The following is a 19,503-nucleotide window of genomic DNA, read 5'->3' as shown; positions in this document are numbered from 1 at the left end:
TGCGGCCGATGTCATCGGCTCGTGGCCCGGCGACCGAGGGAGCGATCCGGCGGACGCGGTGTGGCGGCTTGTCGCAGTGGTCATACCGTCACCAGGTTGCGGAGGCGGGCCAGGCGGGAAGGGCCGATTCCGGTGACCTCGGCCAATTGGTCGACGCTGGTGAAGCGGCCGTGTTCGGTGCGCCAGGCCAGGATCGCGAGGGCGGTGGTCGGTCCGACGCCGGGCAGGGCGTCCAGTTCCGCCTCCGTGGCGGTGTTCAGGTCGACCTTCGCCGCGGAGCCGGAAGGCACTGGGGCGCCGGGACTTCCGCCGGGAGCGGTGGGGCGCTGCCCTCCCGGGATGACGACGCTGCCCAGTCGTGGCGGGCCCTGCTGCGGACCCGCGGCACCGACGACGACCTGATCGCCGTCGGCCAGGCGCTGGGCCAGATTGAGCCCACCCAGATCAGCGCCGTCCTGCGCCACCGTGACCGCGAGGGCGTCGGCGACCCGGGAGCCGGCCGACAGACGCAGCAGTCCGGGATGCTCGACCAGGCCGATCACGCTCACCACCAGCTCGGCCGGGCGCCCGCCGGGTGGCGTGGAGTTCGGCGTCTCCGCCCTTCCGGCCGATTCGGACGCGGTGGCGGTGCTCGTTCGCACCGCCGGGAGCGGCGGGACAGGTTGTGCGACAGGCCTTTCCCGATGTATCGCGGCGGCGGCGAGCAGCACCGCGACCAGCCCCGCGGCGGCAAGTACCAGCACGCCCCGCCGACCGGGGTCGAGCCGGGTTCCGCGCAGGCGTTCGGGAATCAGCCGCTCGTGCCACGGGACCTCACGGCCCCGCGGCTCCCGCAGCCACTGCGGCACGCGCGGGCCTTCGACCTCTTCCCCGCCGGACCGTTTCCGCCACTCGGGACCCCCGTGGGGTGGGGGCTCTCGGTCCGGGACCGTTTCGGTGGGGCCATCCTTTCCGTCGGCCGCGAGCTCGTCGAGGTGCCAGCGACCGCCGGGAAACGGTCGCGTGTCGGTCGGCTTCGATGCGATGGCCTCGAGCCGCTCCCGCACCCGCCGTCGCTCCTCGTTTCGCGCCATGCGGCCACCGTATGCGCCGAATTTCCGAGACCGCCCGGCCGTCAAGGGCTTTCGACAGACCTGGGGACAACCGACCGGCTGTGGAGAACCGCGCCGATTCGCCCGCGGCGTCCGGCCGGGAACAGCGGCGACGTCGCGCTGGCCTCAGTCGGACGGGCGGTGGGCGTAGTGGACCGTCCTGGCGGTCAGGAGGAAGACGTCGGCGCGATTGCCGATGAACTCCGGGTCGGCGGGATCCAGCAGGCGGTTCAGGGTTGCCAGGTCGTCGGGGTCGAGCGCCTCCTCGTGCATGTGGCGGCTGCGCTCGAGCCACTGCCGGACCGAGCGACGCGGGCCGTCGCCCAAGGGTGCGGGGCGGTCCACCAGGAAACTGCGACTGTGCGCGTCGACCAGCCCGGCGGCGCGCAGCATGGCGGGCCAATCCTCGGCCACCGCCACCGAATCGGGCAGTTCGGCACGCATCCGGTCGAAGCGTTCCGCCATCGCGGCGTCCAACCGGACCTGCAGGCCGGGCCGTCCGAACCCGAGATCGCGCGGCAGCCAGCGGGCCGGGAGCCCGCCCTCGGCGATGGCCAGCACGCCGCCCGGACGCAGCAGCCCGGCCATCCGGGTGAGCGCGTTCAGCTGATCCCCGACGTGGTGCACGACATTGGCCGACCACACCAGATCCGCCTCGGGCAGCTCCGCGAGCCCCGCCGGAAACTCCGCCACCCGAGTACCCAGCCGGACGCCGAGCCGTTCGGCCCGCTGTTCGGCGATCCGCAGCAACTCCGGAGTCCCGTCCACCGCGATCACCTCGGCATCAGGAAAGCGCCGCGCCAATAGGCACGCCGCGACACCCGGGCCCGAGCCGATGTCCAGGATCCGCTTCGGCTCCAACTCCGCGAGCCGATCGAACGCGGCGTGCAGGTAGGGGCTGTACGCCTCGCCCTCGTCCACCAGCATCTCGGCCATGGCGGCCCAATCGAAGTCGTCGTGGTTCATGGTTCGACCATGCCGCCGAACCACACCGACAGGCAAAATTTGTTGCCGATTCGGCAAACGGAGCGCGGCGACGTCAGCCGCAACCGCCCGGTACGACGAGCACGCCCACCGCACCCGGCCCCAGATGCACGGCGAGGGTGTGCCCGAATTCCGCGGTGACCAACTCGCGGATGCCGGGGATGAGAGCGGTCAGCTGGGCCGTGAGGGTGTCGGCGGCGTCCGGGGCGCCGAGATGCTGGACCGCCACGGTGGCGCCGTCCTCGCCCGCCGCGTCCACCGCGGCGGCGACGAGCTTCGCATAGGCCTTGGACCGCGTCCGCGCCTTCTCCCGCAGTTCGAGTCGACCGTCGACCATCTGCAGGATGGGCTTGGTGACCAACTCGGTGCCGAAGAAGGCGGCGGCCGAGCTGAGGCGGCCGCCGCGGCGCAGCTGTTCGGTCCGGTTGACCACGATGAACGCCCGGCCGCGGGCGGCGGCCGAGGTGGCGGCGTCGTAGACGATCTCCAGCGCCGCGCCCGCGTGGGCGCGGCGCGCGGCCGCCAGCACCGGCAGACCCGTGCCTAGCCCCGCGCTGAGCGAATCCACCAGGCGCACCCGCTCGGCGGCGTTCATATCGCGGATCGCCTGCCTGCCCGCCTCCCAGGTGGCCGACAGCTGACGCGAAATATGCACGGCGACAACGCCGTCGCCGTCGCTCAGGGCGAGCGCCCGCTCGTAGGCCGCGCACAGCTCGCCCGGCGACGGAGCCGAGGTGGTCACCGTCGCGGACGTGTAGTCGATCGGCTCGTCGTCGACGCCCTCGCCCAGCGCGCGGTCGTCGACCAGCACGTGCAGGGGAACCACGACGATGCCCAGGTCCGCCACCAGTTCGGCGGGCAGGCTGGCGGAGGAATCGGTCACCACCACGACGGCCATCCGCTACCCGGCCTCCCGCGCATCCGCAACCGTGCCACGCAACTCGCCACGGTACCGCCACGGACGAGCATCACCAACCGGGCGGCGAGACCACCTCGGCGACACCGAACCGACGGCACCGCCGGGCCGCTCGGCGAGCGGGTACGTCGGGATCTCGGCTCGTCGCGGCTCGACGGGACCGCCGGGCGGTGCGGGGGCGGCGGAGCGGGTGGGGCTCATGCACCGCCCTCGGGGGCGCGGACCTCCGCCAGCACCTTCACCATGGCGCGGGCGACGGCGGTGTGTCCTTCCCAGCCCCAGTGGATGCCGTCGGGGTTGGCTTCGCCGGAGAAGATGTTGTCGCGCACGGCTTCGGCCAGATCCACCAGCGGCACACCGGATTTCGCCGACCACGCGCGCAGGGCGCGCACCGCGGGCTCGCGGCCCGTGTGCACGCGGCCGTAGGCCTCGCAGTCGTGCACCGACGGCAGCACACCGACGAACGGCAGGTCGGGACGCAGCTGCGCCACCGCGTTCCGGGCCTGCTCGAGATAGTCGATGCTCACATGCGGCGGCAGCGCCACCGGCCTGCCCAGCTTCGCCAGCCGCGGCTGCAGCCACTGGTAGCCGCCGCGGACCACACGGCGCAGCCCGGGCGGCCGCAGGTAGCGGATCTGCTCGCGCAGGGCGGTCGGCAGCGGCGACGGCAGCGAATCCATACCGCCGGTGGCGAAGACGACCGCGCCCGCGCGCGGCACGACCGCCCACACCCGTGGGTCGCCGATCAGCGCCCAGTAGCCGTCGCGGCAGGTCCAGCCGATCCGGGCGACCAGCTCGACATCCCAATCCAACTCGGCCGCAACGAGATTCGGCCAGATTCGCGGATCGTCCGCGGCCAGCCCACCCTGTGGTCCGAAGTACGCCAGCGAGTCCGCGATCACGACCAGCACCGGTCGGTCGGCGCCTGGTGTGGTCGCGAGGTCGTCGCGGGGCTGCGGATCGGGCTGTGCGGCCCGATCGTCGGCACCGGATTCGGCTGGGCTGGATGGGGTCACGTCGATTTTCCTCCGAACAGACGTTTCATCGCTCGCTTCAATCGACCGCCACCGGCCGCGCCCGGCGCACCGGAACTCGGGGCCGGAGCAACGGTTTCCGGCGGAGCCGGTCGCTCCACCGGGGTCGGGGTATCGCCGCTCGCCGCAACCGAATCCGCTCCGGCCTGTGCGGCTTTTTCGGCAGCGGCATCGACGTTCGGGTCCTGATCCGGCGCGGCGGAAGTGTCGGCGGCCGCTGCTTCCACGCCTGCCCCGGCCTCCGCAACGGGCGATTCCTCGGCCGCGCCGGATCGGCTGTCGGTACTGTCCTGCCGCTCAACCGAATCCGTCGCCGGGGCAGCGTCGACGCCCGCGTCGGCCACTACCGACTCGGCGGCGCCGACCTCGCCGTCGGTACTCTGTTGCCGCTCAGTCGATTCCGTTACCTCCGCCGCCGAATCCTGCGCGCCGGTCCCGGCGTCGGCCGCCACAGGGCCACCGGTCTCGCCGTCGGCATCCTGCCGCTCGACCGATTCGGCTGGTGCAGCGCCCTGCTCGACAACTCCTGCGTCAGGTGTCACAGACTCCGTATCGGCAGTGTCCTGCTCCGCGGCCGTTTCCACCAACTCGGGTATCGCCGCGGGTTCCTTGGCATCGGCCGCCACCACCGCTTCATCGCTACCGGGCTCGACATTCGCCTGCTGTACGCCCGATTCCGCCGAATCTTGCTCAGTCACCGCACCCGCTTCGGTGTCGGCTGGTGCCGCATCTCGTTCGGCATCGGCGGCCGCTGTCTCGCCGCTTTCCTGCTCGACCGGTTCGACCGGGGTCAGGGGGCCGCCGAAGAGCACGTCCGGGAGGTGCCGGACCGGCATGTCGGAGGCCTTGCGGAACAGCTCGTCGGGGACCGCCCCGCCGCGTTCGAACTCCGGCTCCGCTTCCGCCTCGGCGTCCGGCCGCGTTTCCGGTTCGGCCGGTTCGGGCGCAGCCGGTTCCGGCGCCGGACCACCGAACAAGGCGTCGGGGAGGTGCCGCACGGGCCCCTCGGACGCCTTGCGGAGCAGTTCGTCGGATACCTGCCGGACCGGTTCGTCCCGGTCGTCGGAGGACTTTTCAGAGGACATCAGGTGCTACCTTTGCCGCCGCGTTCCACACATCCAGCCGCCACCCGGGCTGTTCGATGCTCGGACCGTGGCTGCTCAGCTGCACCCAGCTGGTATTGGCCAGCCCGCCGAGCACGGGCCAATTCCGCTGAGGCAACTCCAGCAGCGCAGCGGTCAGTGCCGCGATCAACCCGCCGTGCGCGACCAGGATGATGGTACGGCCGGGCCAGTCGCCGCGCGCGGCGAACAGCTCACGCACGACCGGCAGCGCGCGAGCGCCGACCTCGAGTTTGCTCTCACCGCCCGGCGGGGTGAAATCGGCGTTCAGCCGCCAGGTCTGCCGTGCGCCGGGATATCGCTCGTCCACATCGATGTGGGTCAGCCCCTCCCACTCCCCGAGGCTGGTCTCCCGGAGCCGGACGTCGCGCACCACCTCGAGCCCGGAAGAATCGGCCAGGGCCACGGCGGTGTCGTAGGCGCGCCGCAGATCAGAGGAGACGATGGCGATCGCGTCGTGGCCGACCAGGTCGCGGGCGGCGTCCTTGGCCTGGCGGCGGCCCAGCTCGCTCAGTTCGGTGTCGGTCTGCCCCTGCATGCGCTCGGCGGCGTTCCATTCGGTCTGTCCGTGCCGCAGCAGGATCAGCCGCCGCACCCCGGCGTGCTTGCCGGTCCGGGCATTCGACTCGTCACCGTGGAGCTCGGCGCCTCCGGAACCCAGGCTCACTCGGCGGCCTCGGCGGCCTCGGCGCCGTCGCCGCGCGGGCCGCCGATCCCCTCGACCGGAACCTGCGGGCAGTCCTTCCACAGCCGTTCCAGCCCATAGAAATCGCGCTCGTCGCTGTGCTGGATGTGCACCACGACCACGACATAGTCGAGCAGCACCCAGCGCCCCTCGCGAGTGCCCTCGCGGCGCACCGGCTTGTGCCCGGCCAGCCGCAACTTCTCCTCGACATTGTCGACGATCGCGTTGACCTGCCGCTCGTTCGGCGCGGACGCGATCACGAAGCAGTCGGTGATCACCAGCTGCTCGGAAACGTCGAGCACCACCACGTCCGAAGCCAGCTTCTCGTCGGCCGCGCGCGCGGCGATCTGCGCCATGTCGACCGCTTCGACAGTTGCTGTCACAGGGCTACCTTCCCGTTCCCTCCCGGCACGTACAGGTGCCGCTTCGATATGTACTGCACGACCCCGTCCGGAACGAGGTACCACACCGGCCGCCCCTCGGCGGCGCGGCGACGGCATTCGCTCGACGAGATCGCCAGGGCCGGGATCTCGATGACGGTGACCGCATCGGCCGGCATATCCCGCAGGTGTTCGGCGAGGTGGTCGATGTTCAACTCGTACCCCGGACGGCTCACCCCGACGAACTTCGCCAGCTCGAACAGTTCCGCCCAATCCTGCCACGTCAGGATGCTCGATAGCGCGTCCGCACCCGTGATGAAGTACAGGTCGGCGTCGGGATGCTGGGATTGCAGGTCACGCAGGGTGTCGACGGTGTAGGTGACCTTGCCGCGGTCGATGTCGGCCCGGCTCACCGAGAACCGGGGGTTGGACGCGGTCGCGATGACGGTCATCAGATACCGGTCCTCGGCCGGACTGACCCGCTTGGTGGACTTCTGCCACGGCTGCCCGGTCGGGACGAATATCACTTCATCGAGGTCGAAACGATGGGCGACCTCGCTGGCTGCCACCAGGTGCCCGTGATGGACGGGATCGAACGTCCCGCCCATCACACCCAGTTTGCGCCGACCTTTTTCTTGCACGAATGCCGAGCTTACTGGGACGAGTGCACCGTTCCGGTCACCGTGTCAGGGCACGCCGCGCGAGGGCGGCGACCACGCGGCGCAGCCCCGCCGATGTGCGAGCGGTGGCCGCGGAGTCGAGCAGGTCGGCACACAGCTCGCGACTTTCGGGATCATCGGCGACCAGGCGCGCACCGGCGGTGAATTCCCGTGCCGCCGCGCGATATCGGTGCATCGCCAGCAGGCATTGCCCGAACTGCTCGTGCAAGATGGCGATTTCGGGGGCGGGGTAGGGAATGTCGGGGTGCGCGAGCGCGCACCGGTAGAGGGCGGCGGCCTCGCGGTGGCGGCCCGCGCGATAGTGGGTGCGGGCGGCGACGAGGGTGTGGTGCGCGGTATCGGCGACGGACAGGCCGTGCCAGCTGTCGGCGGCGCGCACGGCGGCCGCCGCCAAGTCGAGGTCGCGGCCGGGCTGGGCGGCGACGGCGGTGACGATCAGCGAGTGCAGCCTCGCGAGCTGTTCGATCGGCAGCGCCTCCCGGGCGAGCACCGCCGCACGCCGCAAGGCCGACTCGGCGCTGGCCGCGTCGGTGGACAGCCTGGATGTGGCGAATTCGAGCAGTGCCGCTATCTCCGCGCGCGGATCCTCCCCCGGCGCCGCCGCAACCCGCTGCGGATCGGCTGGTCGGTTGGCGGCATCCCGCGGTCGGCTCGGCACGCGCGAATCGTCGCCCCCGGCGCTTGCGGTGCGCTTAACAAGCACTAATCCTCAGGCCGTGGGGCGCTTGGACTTCGGCAGTTTCGCCACCACCGCGTCGTAGGAGATATCGACCAGCTCCCGCAATTCGTCAACAGGGACCGCGCCACCGGTCTTGACGCTGTTCCAGCCGTAGCGGCCGATATAGGCGGAGGCTGCCACATCCTCGGGGTAGACGTGCACCAGCTCATCGGCCTCCACGCGGTTGCGCCCGCATTTCAGGGTCACCGAGTCCGCGCTCACGAACGCGAAGATCTTGTCGCCGACCTTCGCCACCACATCGCCCTCCCAGGGTTCGTCCTGCCAGGCGCCGGGTTTCGACAGGCAGTACCGCAGCAGGTCCATCTCGTCTCCTTCCGCCGGGCCTCGATCACATCACGCCGGGGTGACACATCGAGCGGGCCGAGGCATGCCGCTCACACCGGCAGCAGGCGGCCGACGACGGCGGTCAGTTGCTTGGCCGAGCGACACTCGTGCATCTCGATTATCTCGGCGTAGCGGTTGGCCGCGGAATCGCCTGTCCCCCACATCTTTTCCGCTTCGGGATTGAGCCAGTAGGCATGCTTGGCCACCTGGACGAGCTGGCCCAGGGTGTCGAGGGCGGGATCGCGGTAGTTGGTGCGGGCGTCGCCGAGGATCAGCAGCGAGGTCCGGCTGGTGACCGCGTCGGGCCAGTTCTCGGCGAAACCCGCCAGGGCGCAACCGTAGTCGGAGTGCCCCTCGATGCCGACCACCTTCGCTTCTGTGAAGATGCGCCGCGTCACCTGGTCCAGCGGCGTCACCTGGTCGAACAGGTGGGTGACCTCGTCGACGCGGTCCACGAACGCGAAGATGCGAACCCGGGAGAACTGCTCGCGCAGCGCGTCCACCAGCAGCATGGTGAAGCTGGAGAATCCGGCCACCGAACCCGAGATATCGCACAGCAGAACGAGATCCGGGCGGCCGGGCCGGGGCTTGCGAGCGGCGAGCTTGATCGGCACCCCGCCGGTCGACATGGATTTGCGCAGCGTCTTGCGCAGATCGATCTCCCCACGGCGCGACCGGCGGCGGCGCGCGGCCAGCCGGGACGCCAGCACCCGCGCCAGCCGGTGACTCGAGCGGCGCAACTCGGCCAGCTCGTTCTCGGAGATGCGCAGGAAGTCGGCGTCCTCGGCCTGACGCTGCACGCCGTAGGTGGCCACGCGGTCGCGGCCGATGCGCTCGGCGACGCGGCGGCGGGTCTCGGCCTCGACGGTGGCGCGGAAGTCCTTGACGCGGCGGCGGGCGGCGCGGCGGGCGATCTCGGAGTCGAACTCCGACGGCCCGGCGTCCGCCTCGTCGAGTCCCGCGGCCAATCCCGCGAGCAGCTTGCTCACCAGCAGTTCGGGCTGTACTTCCTTGAGCGTCTGATACGCCGAGAACGACGGGCCGTTCGCCGACTGGTACTGCCCCATCTGCTCGACCATCTGCGCGGCCAGCTCCTGCAACTGCCGCGTCCGCTGTCCGGAGGGATCGGCAACGAGCAACTCCGCCAACATCTTCCGCAGTTCGATGATGTCGACCTCGCCGTCGGGCTTGCGCGGGATCTCGACGTCCGCGGCGCCCGCGCGCTCGCCCTGCGCCGCCGGGAACCACAGGTCGAACAGCCCGTCGAAGGTCGTGCGCTGAGACGTGCGGCGCAGCAGCGCGCAGGCCAGGCCCTCGCGCAACATCTCGCGGTCCATCAGGTCCAGCACCGTGAGAACCTGTCCCGCGTCGACGGTTTCCGACGGCCCGACCGGAATTCCCCTGCCGCGCAACGCTTCCACGAAGCCTACGAGATGGCCGGGAATCCCGTGCGGCGCAAGCAGTTCCGAGTCCGGGCGTGCTCCCCCATAATATTCCCGGCGTGCTTTCGGCCGGGATCCGTAGGTGGTGCGCTTGCCGGGCATCGGTCAGGCCAGCTTCAATTCGGCCAGCGCGCGCTGGTGGTCGCTCTGGTGTTTGAGCACGACGCCGAGGGTGGCGCGGACGGTCTTGTCGTCGAGATCCCTCAGGCCCAGCGCGAGCAGGGTGCGGCCCCAATCGATCGACTCCGCGACCGACGGCAGCTTCTTCAGCTGCATGCCGCGCAGCACGTGCACGACCCGCACCAGTTGCGCCGCCACCGCGGGCTTCAGCTCGGGCACCCGGCTGGCCAGGATCTTGCGCTCCAGTTCCTCGCCGGGGAAGTCGATGTGCAGGTAGAGGCAGCGACGCTTGAGCGCCTCGGACAGCTCGCGGGTGGCGTTGGAGGTCAGCACCGTGAACGGCCGACGCGCGGCGGCGATGGTGCCCAGTTCGGGCACGGTGACGGCGAAGTCGCTGAGCACCTCGAGCATCAGGCCCTCGATCTCGACATCGGCCTTGTCGGCCTCATCGATCAGCAGCACCGTCGGATCGGTGCGCCGGATCGCGGTGAGCAGCGGCCGCGACAGCAGGAACTCCTCGCTGAAGACGTCTGCCTTCGTATCCTCCCAGCCGTGTTCGCTGGAGGCCTGGATGCGCAGGATCTGCTTGGCGTGGTTCCACTCGTACAGCGCCCGCGCCTCGTCGATGCCCTCGTAGCACTGCAACCGCACCAGCTCGGCCCCGGCCACCTGGGACACCGCGCGCGCCAGCTCGGTCTTGCCGACACCGGCCGGACCCTCGATGAGCAGCGGCTTACCGAGCCGATCGGCCAGGAACACCGAGGTGGCGGTGCCCTTGTCGGCCAGGTAGCCGGTCTTCGCCAGCCGTGAGATCACGTCGTCGACCGACGCGAAGATGGGCTCGTGCGTTGCGGTCTGCACCGTTGCGGTCCTCCTTCGGAGCGGCGGCCGCTCCCGTACAGCTCTACCGGCCCGCGAGCCGCGCGCGCCTATGCACCGTATAGAACACTCGTGGTCGACGGTACACAGCCGAGCCCGCGCGGAGATACCCGGCGTTACCCGCACCACCAGCTCTCGAGGGAATCAGGCCGGGCGAGTTTGCCCGTCGCCCCAGACGACCCACTTCGTCGACGTCAGTTCCGGCAGGCCCATGGGGCCGCGGGCGTGCAGCTTCTGGGTGGAGATGCCGATCTCGGCGCCGAAGCCGAACTGCTCGCCGTCGGTGAAGGCGGTGGAGGCGTTGACCATGACCGCGGCGGCGTCGACCCGGGCGGTGAACTCGCGCGCGGCCTTCAGGTCGGCGGTGACGATGGCCTCGGTGTGGCCGGTGCCCCAGGTGTTGATGTGGTCGACGGCCGCGTCCAGGTCGGCGACCACCTTCAGCGCGATGTCCAGGGTCAGGTACTCCTCGCCCCAGTCCGCGTCGTTCGCCGGGATCAGGCCGGGCAGATCGCCGTGCACGGTGACGCCGTGCCGCTGCAGCGCCTCGAGCAGCCGGGGCACCGCGGTGGCGGCGACAGCGTCGTCGATGAGCACGGTCTCGGCCGCGTTGCACACGCTGGGCCGCCGGGTCTTGGCGTTGAGCAGGATCGACTCGGCCATGTCCAGGTCGGCGTCGGCGTGCACGTAGACGTGGCAGTTGCCGGTCCCCGTCTCGATGGTCGGCACCTGGGCGTCGCGGACCACCGCGCTGATCAGCCCGGCGCCGCCGCGCGGGATCACCACGTCCACCAGGCCGCGCGCCTGGATCAGATGCGTGACGCTGGAGCGGTCCTCGCTGGGCAGTAGTTGCGCCGCGTCCTCGGGAAGGCCTTGTGCGGCAAGCGCTTCCCGCAGCACCGCGACTAGCGCCGCATTGGAGTGAGCGGCCGAGGACGAGCCGCGCAGCAGCGCGGCGTTCCCGGACTTGAGCGCCAGCCCGAACGCGTCGACGGTGACGTTGGGCCGCGCCTCGTACACCATGCCGACCACGCCCAGCGGCACCCGCACCTGGCGGATGTCCAGGCCGTTTGGCAGCGTCGAGCCCCGCACCACCACGCCGACCGGGTCGGGCAGGCCCGCCACCTGGCGCAGGCCGGAGGCGATCCCCTCGATGCGGGCCTCGGTCAGGCGCAGCCGGTCCAGCAGTGAATCGGCGGTGCCGGCGGCCCGCGCGGTCTCGATGTCTTCGATGTTCGCGTCGAGCACGCGGTCCTTGGCGGCGAGCAGCGCATCGGCGGCGGCGTGCAGTGCGGTGTTCTTCTGCTCGGTGGTGAGCTGGGCGAGCGTCCGCGCCGCCACCCGGGCCCGGCGCGCCGCGTCGTGCACCACCGCGCGGACGCTGTCCTGATCGGTGGCAGTGGGAGCAGTCATAGCCGACAGCCTACTGACCGGCGGAATCATGTTCACCACCCACTCACACGGCACCCGCCGATGTGGTCGGCAGAGCGGCGCGGCACGGCCCACGCGGGCGCACGCCCAGCGACACCGTCGGCAGAGCGGCGCGGCGCGGCCTATGCGGGCGGCGTAGCGCGGCACGGAACTTGTGCGGGTGGTCGAAGGATGCTCCGTTCGGGGTGCTGGGCCGGGCGCAGTGCACTCGGCGGCACCCCGGAACGCGGTACACGCGTAGGGCGGGATCGGCCGGTCTTGCCGTGTCACGCGGCTACTGTGCTGGCATGGCGCGAATCGTGGTGGTGGGCAGCATCAATATGGATCTCGTCACGACGACCGGGCGGCGGCCGGAACCCGGGGAGACAGTGCTGGGGCGCGGGTTCGAGATGGTGCCCGGCGGGAAGGGGGCGAATCAGGCGATCGCGGCGCGGCGGGCGGGGGCGGAGGTCGAATTCGTCGGGGCGGTCGGCGACGATCTGTTCGCCACCCAGCTGCGCAAGGTACTGGACGACGCCGGTGTCGGATCCCGGCGGCTGCGATCGGTTCCGGGGCCCAGCGGGGTCGCGGCGATCGTGGTGGACGACGCGGGTGAGAACAGCATCATCGTGGTCGCCGGGGCGAACGGCGCCCTGAGCGAACTCCGCGACGAGGACCTCGCGACCGTCGCCGAGGCCGATATTCTGCTGTGCCAGTTGGAGATACCGGTTGCGACCGTGCTCGCCGCGGCCCGCCACGCCCGCGCCAACGACACCGCGGTGCTACTCAATCCCTCTCCCACGCAAGACCTTTCGTCCGAGTTCTGGTCCGCGGTCGATATCGCGGTGGTGAACGAGGGCGAAGCGGCGCAGCTGGGTCCGGTACTCGACGGCGTCCCCCACCTGGTCGTGACGCGCGGCGCGGAGGGCGCGACCTATCGCGGACCCGAGGGCGAGAGCAGCCATCCCGGCGTCCCCGTCCGCGCGGTCGACACCACGGGCGCCGGTGACACTTTCACCGGCGCGCTGGCCGCGCACTGGCACGAGGGGCCGGGCGCAGCCCTCGCCTGGGCATGCACCGCCGGGGCCCTCGCCACCACCAAACTCGGTGCCAGCGCATCGATTCCGAGCCGGAGCGAGATCGAGACCGCACTGTCGTCGGGGTCCGCATAGACCGCGCTCAGCGGAACCGGTCGGCGTTCGCGGCCGCCCACTCCGCGAAAGTCGTGGCCGGGCGGCCGGTGAGGTCGGCGACGGCGGTCGTCGCGACCTGCGGATCGTCGACCATCGACGCGAGACCGTCGACATACCATTCGGCGAACTCGCCCATCGTCGGCTGCAGCATGCCGATCGCCTCCGCGCGGGACACGGTCAGGAAGGACAGGTCACGCCCCAGCGCGGCGCCGAGCTGGCGGACACGCTCTGCCCTGGTGAGGGTTTCGGGGCCGGTCAGGGTGTAGGTGACACCGTCGTGGCCGTCCTGGGTCAGCACAGTCGCGGCGACGCGGGCGATATCGTCCATCGCGATGGGGGCATTCGCCGACTCCGGATACGGTTCACGCACGGCGCCGGTGGCGCGCACCTGATCCGCCCACATCATGGTGTTCTCCGTGAATTCACCCGCGTACAGGTGCGTCCATGCCAGCTCGGACTTCTCCACCGCCTGCGCGATCGGCTGCCAGTCGGTGCTCTCGTCGCCGGACAGGTCGACGATGCGGCGGATACCGGCCTGCCGCGCCAGGTCGACGACCTCGGTCACGGTTTCCAGCACGGGCGCCAGGTACATGCGTTCCACGCCCTCGAACGCCGCGGGCAGCGACGACATCCGGCGCAGGTAGCCGCGCACGACCTCCACGCCCTGGGGCAGCCCGGCCCGCTCCGGGTGATTGGACAGGGCGCGAACATCGTCGGCGCCCAGCGCGAGTAGGTGATCGACCACTTTCCGACCGATGTTCCCGGTGGCTCCGGTGACCAGAATCTTCATGGGGCACAGCGTAGTTGCCGACCACCCCGGGAAGCACATACCAAATTGGCACGACCTGGCGGAAGGTTCAGCGACGGGAGGTTGCCGCGGCGGGCCCGCGCCAGCGCCGCGGCGGCAGGCCGTGGACGCGGCGGAACAGGCGGGCGAAGTACCCGGCATCGGAAATCCCTACGCGCCTGGCGATTTCGGCGATGGGCAGCTCGGTGTCGGAGAGCAGGCGGCGGGCCTCGGCCATGCGTCGCTCGATGATCCAGTCCTGCACCGTGCGGCCGGTGCGGCGGCGGACCACGGTGGTCAGGTGACCCGGCGTCATTCCGACCGCTCCGGCCACGTCGCGCAGCGACAGCGGCTGGCCGTGACGTTCGTCTATCACCTCGAAGACCGCTGCCAGCAACGGCTCGCCGCCGCGGCGCAGATTTCCCACCACATCGGCCGCCAGTCGCGCCAGGTCGATGAGCAGCAGTGTCACGTGCGCCGAGACCGCCTGCCGGTATCCGTCGCGCCGGTCGGCGAGTTCGGTCTCGATGGCCGCGATGGTGGCGGCCCACAGGGTGACGCTGTCCGGGGGCATCGCCAACTCCAGCACCCCGCTCGATCGTTCGTGCAGGAACGGGAACAGCAGCGGATGCGACCGCCACGCGGGCCACGGAACACGGCCCTCGCCACCGAGCGCCGCCGGGTCGAAGAAGACCCCGACGCCGCCGTCGATGATCCGGACGGAGGTGACGTCGACGACCTGTCCGGCGCCGATCACGAACAGCGCACCGGCCTCGGCGACGAACCACAGCGCCGGAAATTCGTGGATGTGCGGGCGCAACTCGACCCGCGTGCGCCGGTCCAAACGCAGGATCGACACCGGGGGTGTCACCCCGTCGGTTCGATAGTCGAACACCGGCACGCCCCGCCGGTGGCGCACCATCCGAGTGACTTCTCCCATCTGCCGAAGATAGTCCTATTTCTTCCGACGATCACCCGACTACGGTGGGCCGACTCTGTACACCATGGAAGACATGACCGAAAATCGTCCACATTCCGTCACGCATGCCATGGGGAACCGGCACGACTACCTTCCCGCGGCGGGCCGCGACGGCCTGCTGCCCCTCTACGATCTGATGAGCCGGGCGTTCGGGGCGCCCGGCCTGCACAAGCGGCTGATCGCGCAGGCCGAACTCCGCGACGACCACCGCGTCCTCGAAGTCGGTTGCGGCACAGGCAATCTCACTCTGCGCGCGAAACGCACCCGGGCGGGCGCCGAGCTGGTCGGCTCCGATCCCGATCCTCGTGCGCTCGTGCGTGCCGAGCGAAAAGCCCACGGGCTATCGGGAATTCGCTTCGATCACGCGTACGTCCAGCAACTCCCCTACGAGGACGGCGAATTCGACCGGGTGCTGTCGTCGCTGATGTTCCATCATCTCGACGCCGACACCAAAACGGCGATGGCCGCCGAGGTGTTTCGGGTGCTGCGCCCCGGCGGTCGGCTACACTTGGCCGACGTGGGCGGGCCGATGACCCCGGCCGACGGTCTGGCGGCACGACTCATGTTGCGCACCGGCCACATCGGCGACAATCTCGGCGACGCGATCCCCCGGCTACTGCGCAAGACTGGGTTCGACTGCACGGTGGTCGCCTCCCACCGGCACCGCCGCTTGGGCCGCGTCACGTACTACCGCGCCACCCGCCCGGAGTGAACCAGAGGCCGGGAATGTGGGGAGATACAGCCGTGCTATTTGTCGGTGTAGTGGCCGACGAGCGCGGACATCTGTTCCCCGACGCGTTCGAGGGGCGCGACCGAACGGGTGGCCAGCGACATCACCACGGCGCCCTCGATCGCGGCGACGATCGTGGTCGCCAGCGACAGCGCGCGATCGGGGGCGACCTGCTCGGCGCGCAAGCGCTCGGCGAGGATCTGCTCCCACTCGGTGAAGGTCTCCCCCGCCGCATCCGCCGCGTCCGGTGACTCGGCGCGACCCAGCGCCGCCGCCACGATCGGGCACCCGGCCGTGAAATCGCTGGTCAGCAGGGCCTCACGCCATATCGAGGGAAAAGCGGCCACACAGGAGGCCAGGTCGGCGCCCGCCGTGAGGGTGCGAATCATCGCGCTCGCCGCCGCACCGGCGCTGCGGGTGGCCGCGGCGACCAGTTCGGCCTTGCCGTCGGGGAAGTTCAGATACACCGAGCGGCGCGAGATACCGCTGTGCGCGAGCAGCTGCGCGATGCCCGTCCCCGCGACGCCGTTGCGGCGCATGAGATCGACGGTGCTGTCGATCAGCCGCTCCCGAGCACCCACGGTGCATCCCTCCTTCCGGTTCGAGTCCAGCCTACCTTGCCCTAGACCGATCGGTATACTAGCCTCCAGCTAAACCGATCGGTTTACGGCGACGGAGGAGCACCACGATGGCGAGCCTGCACGACCCACTGCCCCTGCCCTGCGGTCGGGCGCTGCCGAACCGGATCATGAAATCGGCGCTCAGCGAGGGCCTGGGCGCGGCCGACCTGGGGCCGGACGAGCGGCTGCAGCGGCTGTACCGGCGGTGGGGTGCGGGTGGCTTCGGCCTGATCGTCACCGGCAATGTGATGATCGACCGCACCCAACTGGGCGAGCCCGGCAATGTCGCCATCGAGGACGAGCGGCACCTGGACGAGTTGACCCGGTGGGCGAAGGCCGCCGCGGACGGCGGCACGCCCGTGTGGATGCAGCTGAATCACCCTGGGCGGCAGGCCAATCCACTGGTTGCACGGCGGCGACCGGTGGCGCCGTCGGCGATCGCGCCCGAGATCCCGGGCCTGCCCGCGCCGCGCGCGCTGACCGAGGCCGAGATCGCCGACCTCATCGCACGCTTCGCCACCGCCGCCCGGGTCGCCGAGGCCGCGGGGTTCGACGGCGTGCAGATCCACGGTGCGCACGGCTATCTGGTCTCGCAGTTCCTGTCGCCGCGGTCGAATCAGCGCACCGACGACTGGGGCGGCGACCCGGAGCGGCGCAGGCGGTTCGCGGTCGAGGTCGTGCGGGCGATCCGCGACGCGGTGAGTCCGGGGTTCGCGGTGGCCATCAAGCTCAATTCCGCCGATTTCCAGCGCGGTGGATTCACCGAGGACGAATCGCGCGCGGTGCTCGAGGCGCTGTCGGCGGAGCAGCTGGATCTGATCGAAATCAGCGGCGGCAGTTACGAATCCCCCGCGATGATGGGGCGGCCGCGCACGGCCGCGGCGAGCACCCGGGCGCGAGAGGCGTACTTCCTGGAATACGCCGAGACCGCCCGGCGCTCGGCCGGGGCGGTCCCGCTCGCGGTCACCGGTGGGTTCCGATCCCGGTCGGCGATGGATGAGGCCGTCGCCTCGGGAACCTGCGAGGTGGTGGGCCTCGGCCGTCCTGCCGCCGTCATCCCCTCGGCGGCAGGCGATTTGCTCGGCGGCCGGACCGATGCGCTGCGGCCGCCGGTCATCTCCCTCGGCTTGCGCGGGCGACTGGCGACGAGCGCCAGCCTCCGGGCCTTCGACGGCGCCCTGGACCTGCAGTGGCACACCGATCAGCTGCACCGGCTCGGCGCGGGGAAGGATCCGGACCCAGCCCGCTCCCCGTGGCTGACGGCGGCGACCATCGTGCGCCACCACGGCATCGAGGCGTTCCGACCCAAGCGGAATGCCGTTGGGGCACGCCAGGATTCGGGTGCGCGCAAGGCGGACGGGCAGGCGCGCAAGTTCCGCATCGAGCGGACGGTCGGCCGCTATGTCGCCAACCCGACCTTCCTGGCCCTGAATCGGCTCGGCGTGCGGTCTACCTTCGCGACCGAGCTGGTGACCATCGGACGCAAGTCCGGGCAACCGCGCCGGGTGCCGGTGTCGGTGCTGTTCGACAACGAGGGCGCGTGGATCATCTGCCAGCACGGAATGCGTTCGGGCTGGGGCAACAATGTGCGCGCCAATCCGGAAGTCCGCCTGCGGCAGGGTGATCGGTGGCGCACCGGCACCGCCGAACTGCGTCCCGACGACGACGTGGTAGCCCGCGCCCGCGCCTTCGCCCCGCACCCGGCCCTGGCGCCCCTCACCGCCGCCACCTTCGCCACCCTCCAGACCACCCCGGTCTCCGTGCGAGTCACCTTCACCGACAACGATTCCGCGGTCGCGAGCTAGCGCGTTCGGTTCCATTCGTGGCCCCGGTAGCTGTCCGCAGTCATCTCCTCTGCCACGTAGTCGTCGCCGACGAGCATTCCCTCGCAACCGAATTCGAGATCCCAGGGCCAGCGACGCCGCGTCGGCGACCTGCCAGCCCACGGCCAGCACCTCGTCGCGCTCGCCCGGGACGAGTTCCAGCCGGTAGGTGTGCTCGTCGGTGCGCAGGTAGATCGAGTTCGGATCGGGGCCGGAGCCCTTTGCGAAGCCGATGGTGTCGAAGGCGAACCTGCGCCAGGCGTCGGGGTCGGCGATTCCGGCGCGCACGTAGCCGAGGGAACTGACGACAGACATGGAGGTAGCTCCTTGAAGCAGGGTTGGGTCAGTTCCGCGATCTGCTCTGCCGATGGCAACCCCTGTACGCTCTCGAGCCAGTGCACCACGCGTAGCCCAGCGGGGTGGGCGGCCGACAGCCTGGCCAGCTCCCGGGCGAAGATGACCGACCGCCCGTCACGGTTGGCGTAAATCAGGGGTGCAGCGCCCCGTTCCCTGCGCCAGCACAGATTTCAGGATCGACAGCATCGGCGTGATTCAGAGCGGGTGGGCCCGCGGAGGGGTCAATACACAGGTCCGGTGACCGGGAAACAGATCGGTAGGACGTACGTAGTTCCACCGATTCGCGATCCGCATGTCACGGGTCACTGTGACTGGGGACACAAACTATGGGTCTGAACATGCCTGGTCGAAATATTTCCAGACTGCATATGAACCAACGGAGGAACATATGACCGTCACCGTGCTGCCACCCGCGGACCGCGGCGGTGCCGTCCCGGTCTCGATGATCGAGCGGATGACCCTGATCCTCGATGCGTTCGATGCCGCCACTCCGACGCTGACCCTATTGGAACTCGTTGAGCGGACGGGACTTCCGCGCTCGACCGTGCACCGCATCCTGGACCAGATGATCCGGCTGCGCTGGCTGGCGCACACCTCCGGTGGCTACCGGCTCGGCATGCGAACCCTGGAGCTGGGCGGACTCACCGCCGACCACAACGAGATTCGCGACGCGGTCGGCCCACTGCTGCACGAGCTGTCCCAGCGCACCGGCATGGTCGGCCACCTCGCGGTGCTCGACGGACGCGATGTGGTCTACCTGGACAAGGCGGGCGGCCGATTCGCCGCGGCCCTGCCGACCCGGCTGGGCGGCCGGATGCCCGCGCACGCAACGGCTCTGGGCAAAGCCATGCTGGCCGCCCTGGAACCCACCATCGCCGAGGCCGCGTTCCGCTCCCGACTCCCCCGGCTGACGCCGCGCACCCTGTGCGAGCCCGTGGCGCTGCGCCGCGAACTCGGCCAGATCCGGCTGCGGCAGGGCGTGGCGGTGGACCGCGAGGAGTCCGTCGCCGGAATCGCCTGTGTGGCAGCGCCGCTACGGGCTCGCGGCGCCGCCCCAGCTGCCCTGTCGCTGTCCGGGCGGGCCGACGCGATGAGCTTCGACCGGCTGGCCAGGGTGGTGTCGGAGGTAGCGCACGAGGCCGGGCGCACCCTGTTCCCGCGGCGGGCGCGATGGCGCTAGCCCCGGTCCCGGAACATGCCCGGGCGATA

Annotated in this window: 20 protein-coding genes and 2 pseudogenes; 4 read left to right on the top strand and 18 right to left on the bottom strand. The window is 70.6% G+C overall.

The genetic code is table 11. The features are described from left to right. Nucleotides 1-80: 80 nt before the first annotated feature. The 13 genes from ACYVLQ_RS05580 to ACYVLQ_RS05520 form a co-directional block, all read right to left on the bottom strand. A complete protein-coding gene (locus ACYVLQ_RS05580; protein WP_460696285.1) occupies nt 81-1,073 on the bottom strand; it encodes a ComEA family DNA-binding protein in 993 nt (330 codons plus the stop codon). 144 nt (nt 1,074-1,217) lie between these two features. After that, nucleotides 1,218-2,057: a methyltransferase domain-containing protein gene (locus ACYVLQ_RS05575; protein ID WP_460696284.1), complete on the bottom strand. Its 840-nt coding sequence runs from the start codon at nt 2,055-2,057 to the stop codon at nt 1,218-1,220. A gap of 73 nt (nt 2,058-2,130) precedes the next feature. Further along, entirely contained in the window at nt 2,131-2,973 is an 843-nt protein-coding gene (locus tag ACYVLQ_RS05570) for a DegV family protein (RefSeq protein ID WP_460696283.1), read from the bottom strand. 215 nt (nt 2,974-3,188) lie between these two features. After that, nucleotides 3,189-3,902 (bottom strand): diglucosylglycerate octanoyltransferase, encoded by a 714-nt coding sequence (gene octT / locus ACYVLQ_RS05565; protein ID WP_460696426.1) that lies wholly within the window; start codon nt 3,900-3,902, stop codon nt 3,189-3,191. A 101-nt stretch (nt 3,903-4,003) separates the two neighbouring features. Then, nucleotides 4,004-5,110, bottom strand: a complete 1,107-nt coding sequence (locus ACYVLQ_RS05560) for a hypothetical protein (protein ID WP_460696282.1) — start codon at nt 5,108-5,110, stop codon at nt 4,004-4,006. Continuing rightward, a complete protein-coding gene (locus tag ACYVLQ_RS05555) occupies nt 5,100-5,741 on the bottom strand; it encodes a histidine phosphatase family protein (RefSeq protein ID WP_460696425.1) in 642 nt (213 codons plus the stop codon). The genes ACYVLQ_RS05560 and ACYVLQ_RS05555 overlap by 11 nt, the downstream gene beginning before the upstream one ends. A 68-nt stretch (nt 5,742-5,809) precedes the next feature. Beyond that, entirely contained in the window at nt 5,810-6,214 is a 405-nt protein-coding gene (gene rsfS, locus ACYVLQ_RS05550) for a ribosome silencing factor (protein WP_460696281.1), read from the bottom strand. After that, nucleotides 6,211-6,852, bottom strand: a complete 642-nt coding sequence (gene nadD / locus ACYVLQ_RS05545) for a nicotinate-nucleotide adenylyltransferase (RefSeq protein WP_460696280.1) — start codon at nt 6,850-6,852, stop codon at nt 6,211-6,213. The genes rsfS and nadD overlap by 4 nt, the downstream gene beginning before the upstream one ends. Before the next feature lie 37 nt (nt 6,853-6,889). Beyond that, on the bottom strand, nt 6,890-7,549 hold the full coding sequence (locus ACYVLQ_RS05540; protein ID WP_460696279.1) for a hypothetical protein: 660 nt from the start codon (nt 7,547-7,549) through the stop codon (nt 6,890-6,892). Between the two features lie 51 nt (nt 7,550-7,600). Beyond that, nucleotides 7,601-7,933, bottom strand: coding sequence for an MmcQ/YjbR family DNA-binding protein (locus ACYVLQ_RS05535; RefSeq protein ID WP_460696278.1), 333 nt, complete (start codon nt 7,931-7,933; stop codon nt 7,601-7,603). A gap of 71 nt (nt 7,934-8,004) precedes the next feature. Beyond that, complete coding sequence (locus ACYVLQ_RS05530) at nt 8,005-9,498, bottom strand: vWA domain-containing protein (protein WP_460696277.1); 1,494 nt, start codon at nt 9,496-9,498, stop codon at nt 8,005-8,007. A 3-nt stretch (nt 9,499-9,501) separates the two neighbouring features. Continuing rightward, the gene (locus ACYVLQ_RS05525) at nt 9,502-10,377 is read right to left on the bottom strand and encodes an AAA family ATPase (RefSeq protein ID WP_460696276.1); all 876 of its coding nucleotides are present in this window, start codon (nt 10,375-10,377) and stop codon (nt 9,502-9,504) included. A gap of 162 nt (nt 10,378-10,539) precedes the next feature. Next, nucleotides 10,540-11,808, bottom strand: a complete 1,269-nt coding sequence (locus tag ACYVLQ_RS05520) for a glutamate-5-semialdehyde dehydrogenase (protein ID WP_460696275.1) — start codon at nt 11,806-11,808, stop codon at nt 10,540-10,542. A gap of 305 nt (nt 11,809-12,113) precedes the next feature. On the opposite strand from ACYVLQ_RS05520, the gene ACYVLQ_RS05515 reads away from it, so the two are divergent. Further along, complete coding sequence (locus tag ACYVLQ_RS05515; RefSeq protein WP_460696274.1) at nt 12,114-12,977, top strand: ribokinase; 864 nt, start codon at nt 12,114-12,116, stop codon at nt 12,975-12,977. Nucleotides 12,978-12,984: 7 nt separating this feature from the next. On the opposite strand, the gene ACYVLQ_RS05510 is transcribed toward ACYVLQ_RS05515, so the two are convergent. Both ACYVLQ_RS05510 and ACYVLQ_RS05505 read right to left on the bottom strand, forming a co-directional pair. Then, on the bottom strand, nt 12,985-13,788 hold the full coding sequence (locus ACYVLQ_RS05510; protein ID WP_460696273.1) for an NAD(P)H-binding protein: 804 nt from the start codon (nt 13,786-13,788) through the stop codon (nt 12,985-12,987). A gap of 67 nt (nt 13,789-13,855) precedes the next feature. Then, nucleotides 13,856-14,725: a helix-turn-helix transcriptional regulator gene (locus ACYVLQ_RS05505; protein WP_460696272.1), complete on the bottom strand. Its 870-nt coding sequence runs from the start codon at nt 14,723-14,725 to the stop codon at nt 13,856-13,858. Between the two features lie 73 nt (nt 14,726-14,798). Here ACYVLQ_RS05505 and ACYVLQ_RS05500 point away from each other — a divergent pair, with 73 nt between their 5' ends. Beyond that, entirely contained in the window at nt 14,799-15,476 is a 678-nt protein-coding gene (locus ACYVLQ_RS05500; protein WP_460696271.1) for a class I SAM-dependent methyltransferase, read from the top strand. 35 nt (nt 15,477-15,511) lie between these two features. Here ACYVLQ_RS05500 and ACYVLQ_RS05495 read toward each other — a convergent pair whose 3' ends face one another. Then, on the bottom strand, nt 15,512-16,075 hold the full coding sequence (locus ACYVLQ_RS05495) for a TetR/AcrR family transcriptional regulator (RefSeq protein WP_460696270.1): 564 nt from the start codon (nt 16,073-16,075) through the stop codon (nt 15,512-15,514). Between the two features lie 107 nt (nt 16,076-16,182). Here ACYVLQ_RS05495 and ACYVLQ_RS05490 point away from each other — a divergent pair, with 107 nt between their 5' ends. Then, nucleotides 16,183-17,919 (top strand): nitroreductase family deazaflavin-dependent oxidoreductase, encoded by a 1,737-nt coding sequence (locus ACYVLQ_RS05490; RefSeq protein WP_460696269.1) that lies wholly within the window; start codon nt 16,183-16,185, stop codon nt 17,917-17,919. A gap of 174 nt (nt 17,920-18,093) precedes the next feature. Here ACYVLQ_RS05490 and ACYVLQ_RS05485 read toward each other — a convergent pair. Both ACYVLQ_RS05485 and ACYVLQ_RS05480 read right to left on the bottom strand, forming a co-directional pair. Then, a pseudogene (locus ACYVLQ_RS05485) lies at nt 18,094-18,252 on the bottom strand (VOC family protein); the annotation flags it as partial. A gap of 20 nt (nt 18,253-18,272) precedes the next feature. After that, nucleotides 18,273-18,489, bottom strand: a pseudogene (locus ACYVLQ_RS05480) (3-ketosteroid-9-alpha-hydroxylase); the annotation flags it as partial. A 193-nt stretch (nt 18,490-18,682) separates the two neighbouring features. Between ACYVLQ_RS05480 and ACYVLQ_RS05475 the strand changes: the two are divergent. Continuing rightward, nucleotides 18,683-19,474: an IclR family transcriptional regulator gene (locus ACYVLQ_RS05475; protein WP_460696268.1), complete on the top strand. Its 792-nt coding sequence runs from the start codon at nt 18,683-18,685 to the stop codon at nt 19,472-19,474. Nucleotides 19,475-19,503: the final 29 nt, after the last annotated feature.

Source organism: Nocardia thraciensis, assembly GCF_054782435.1.
Note: the sequence above shows the minus strand (reverse complement) of the source record. Positions and strands in the feature narration are given on the sequence as shown.